The sequence below is a fragment of the Trebonia sp. genome (assembly GCF_049794275.1).
GTDB lineage: Bacteria > Actinomycetota > Actinomycetes > Streptosporangiales > Streptosporangiaceae > Trebonia.
The window spans coordinates 1-3,618 of the sequence record NZ_JBARCR010000974.1 but is presented as its reverse complement, the minus strand read 5'-3'; the positions used below and the strand labels follow the sequence as shown (position 1 = coordinate 3,618).

Genomic DNA, 3,618 nt, shown 5'->3' with positions numbered 1-3,618 from the left:
CCGCCGGGCAGGTGCGGCTCGAGCGCGCCGGCGGCGACCGCGCCCGGCGGCGGCTTGGACGCCAGCAGCTCGATGCCGAACGCGAGCACCACCACGCCGACCAGCCCGGTGATCACCGCCTCGAGTTGCCGGAACCCGTGCACCTCCATGGCGAGCACCGCGAACGTGGCCACCCCCGCCAGCAGCGCCGAGACCCCCATCGACACCCCGAACAGCAAGTGCAGTCCCAGCGCCGCCCCGGTGAACTCCGCGAGGTCGGTGGCCATCGCGACGGCCTCCGCCTGCAGCCACAGGCCCACGACGAACCGCCGCGGCAGCCGGGCGCGGCACACCTCGGGCAGCGACTGCCCGGTCGCGATGCCCAGCTTGGCCGACAGCGTCTGGATGAGCATCGCGAACAGGTTCGCGGTCAGCACCACCCAGCCCAGCGCGTAGCCGAACTGCGCGCCGCTCGCCATGTTCGTGGCGAAGTTCCCCGGGTCGACGTAGGCGACGGCCGCGATGAACGCAGGGCCGAGAAAGGGCAGGAGAGCCCGCAGGCCCCGGCGTTCCCCGGCCAGGGCCTGCTGAGCGGCGAGGACAGTGTCAACCAACCGATGGTCCGAGCCCCAGTGACTGCGGCGTCGAGGCGTCAGGCGACGGCTGGTGCAGGCCCTCGTCCAGCGACCCGTACTCGGTCATCAGGGCGGCCGACCCGCCCCACGGCGTCTGCTCCTCGGCGACCAGCGTGTTGGTGGTGAGCAGCAGCCCGGCCACCGAGGCGCCGTTCTGCAGCGCCGAGCGGACGACGCGCAGCGGGTCGACGATGCCCATCGAGACCATGTTCCCGTGCCGCCCGCTGAGCGCGTCGAACCCGTCGTCCGGCCCGAGCGCCGCGGAATGCTCGACCACGTCGGCGGCAGGGAAGCCCGCGTTGGACGCGATCAGCGTCGCGGGCTCGCGAAGCGCCTGCCGCACGATCCCGACCCCGATTTTGTAGTCCCCGGTCACGTCCGCGTCGCCGGCCACACCGTCATCCAGCGCGGGCATCGCGTGCAGCAGCGCCGCGCCGCCGCCCGCGACGATGCCTTCGGCCATCGCGGCCCGCGTCGCGGCCAGCGCGTCCTCGACCCGGTGCCGCAGTTCCTTTAGCTCCGCCGGGGTCGCCGCGCCGACCCGGATCACCGCGACGCGGCCGGACAACGCCCCGATCCGCTCGGTCAGCACGTCCTCGTCGATGCCGAACGTGGCCCGCTCCAACTCGGCTCGCAGCTGCGCCAGCCGGAACTCCACGGCCTCGGCCGACCCGCCGCCGCCGATGATCGCGGTGTTGTCCGCGGTCACCCAGACCTGCCTGGCCCGGCCGAGCTGCTCTATGGTCATCGTCTCCAGGGAGAACCCGGCGTGCCGGGAGAACACCGCGCCGCCGGTCAGCGCCGCGATGTCCTCGAGCTTGTGCAGTCGCCGGTCGCCGAACCCTGGGGCGCGGACCGCCACGCACTGGAAGATGCCGTTGACGTGGTTGTGCACCAGCATGGACAGCGCGGTGCCCTCGACGTTCTCCGCGATGATCACCAGCGGCCGCGGCGCCCGCATGACCTTGTCGAGCAGCGGCATGAGCTGCTGGACCTTGGTGATCTTCTCACTGCACAGCAGGATGTACGGGTCGTCGAGCACCGCCTCGAGGGACGCGGGCGAGGTCACCAGGTACGGCGACAGGTAGCCGTTGTCGAACTGGAACCCCTCGACGAAGTCCACGCCCATGCCGGGGGCGGGGGAGTCCTCGACGGTCACGATGCCCGCGTCGCCGACCGTGTGCAGCGCCTTGGCGATCACCGCGCCCACCGCGTCGTCGTCGTTGGCCGAGATCGCCGCGACCCGCTGGAAGTCCTCCTCGGAGCTCACCGGGTGCGCGACCGACTGCAAGTGCTCGACGAGCCGCCCGACCGCGAGGTCGATGCCGCGCTTGACCAGCACCGGGTTCGCACCGCCGTCGATCGCGCGCATGCCCTCCCGCACGATCGCCTGGGCGAGCACGGTGGCGGTGGTTGTGCCGTCGCCGACCACGTCGTTGGTCTTGATCGCGGCTTCCTTGACCAGCTGCGCGCCCATGTTCTCGAACTGGTCCTTGAGGTAGATCTCGCGGGCGATCGTGACGCCGTCGTTGGTCACCACCGGCGACCCGGTGATCTTCTCCAGGATGACGTTGCGGCCCTTCGGCCCGAGCGTGGATTTCACCGCCTCGGCAAGCTGATCCACGCCCGCGAGCAGCAGGCCGCGTGCCTCGGCCCCGAAGCGCAATTCCTTCGCCATCAGTGCTCCTTAGTTTTTTTCGGAACGGGCTCGTGGTGACTACGGGACGAGGATCGCCCGGCCGCGAACGCGGCCGGCGTCGAGGTCGGCGAGCGCGTCAGGCGCGGCGGCCAGCGGATACGTCTTGGTGTGCAGGGTGACCTGGCCGCCCTGCGCGAGCGCCATCAGCTCGGCGAGCTCGTTGTAGGTGCCGACGATGTTGCCGATGATGTTCCGCTCGGTGGAGATGATGTCGAGCGTCGGGATGTGCAGCGTGCCGCCGTACCCGATGACGAAGTACGACCCGGCCGGGGCGGTCATGTTCCACCCGTCCATCTCCGCCCCCTGCTCGGCGACGAAGTCGAGCACGACATGCGCCCCCGCCCCGCCGGTCAGGTCTTGCACGGTCTCGACCTGCCCGCCGTCGGCGACAACGGTGGCATCAGCGCCAAGCTGCTCGGCCAGCTTGAGCGCCTCGGGATTCCTGTCCACGACGATGACCCGCGCCGCGGTCAGCGCCGCCAGGCACTGCACTCCGATATGCCCGAGCCCGCCCGCCCCGATCACGACGCAGGTCGTCCCGGGATACAGCAGCGGAATCGCCTTCTTCACCGCGTGATAGGCGGTAATCCCGGCGTCGGCGAGCGCCGCGACATCCTGCGGCTGCGTCGAAGGATCGAGCTTGACGCAGGCGCGGGCGGAAGTCAGCAGGTACTCCGCCATCCCGCCATCCGTGGACAGCCCGGGGAACGTGGAGTTCTCGCAGTGCATGTCGTCGCCCGCGCGGCAGGCGCGGCACAGCCCGCAGGTAGGCGTCGGATGCAAGATAACGGTGTCGCCGACGGCCACGTTGGTGACCGCGGACCCGATCTCGTGTACCCACCCCGCGTTCTCGTGCCCGAGGATGTAGGGCAGCGGCGTGTGCATCCGCTCATCCCACTGCCCCTCGATGATGTGCAGGTCGGTCCGGCAGACGCCGGCGCCACCGATCTTGACGACGACATCCAGGGGACCGCTGACCGTCGGCTCGGGCACGTCGTCAACCACAGGCGTGCTGTGAAATTTGTGCAGTCGTACGGCTTTCACTAAGACCTCCCGATCGTGGGTCTGCGTTAGCCAGGGGTGTATCGGTACCGGAGCATCCCGGAGCACATCGAGGCATTGGCGTCGATGCCGGCCTGGGTCACCCGCGCCCGCCGCAGGTGCAGCGGAATCGCCGCCAGAGCGACGGGAGCGCCTGTCCCCGGATCGATGAGCAGCGGCGCGGAGTCGTCGGCGGGCAGCCCAAGGTCTGCCCGCCGCTGCCGGAGCCGGTCGAGCTCGGCGGACTGCGGCGCCGCGCCGAGG

Annotated in this window: 4 protein-coding genes; all 4 read right to left on the bottom strand. The window is 70.6% G+C overall.

Annotated elements, in window-relative coordinates; all coding sequences use genetic code 11:
* A partial coding sequence (locus WA805_RS24865) for an Nramp family divalent metal transporter (RefSeq protein ID WP_425243539.1) occupies positions 1–593 on the bottom strand: 593 nt, incomplete at its 3' end.
* Positions 586–2,292, bottom strand: a complete 1,707-nt coding sequence (gene groL / locus WA805_RS24860) for a chaperonin GroEL (protein ID WP_422326204.1) — start codon at positions 2,290–2,292, stop codon at positions 586–588. The genes groL and WA805_RS24865, both read right to left, overlap by 8 nt.
* Before the next feature lie 39 nt (positions 2,293–2,331).
* Positions 2,332–3,318: an NAD(P)-dependent alcohol dehydrogenase gene (locus tag WA805_RS24855; RefSeq protein WP_424559381.1), complete on the bottom strand. Its 987-nt coding sequence runs from the start codon at positions 3,316–3,318 to the stop codon at positions 2,332–2,334.
* A 65-nt stretch (positions 3,319–3,383) separates the two neighbouring features.
* Positions 3,384–3,618: hypothetical protein (locus WA805_RS24850; RefSeq protein WP_425243538.1), on the bottom strand; the 235-nt coding region annotated here is incomplete at its 5' end.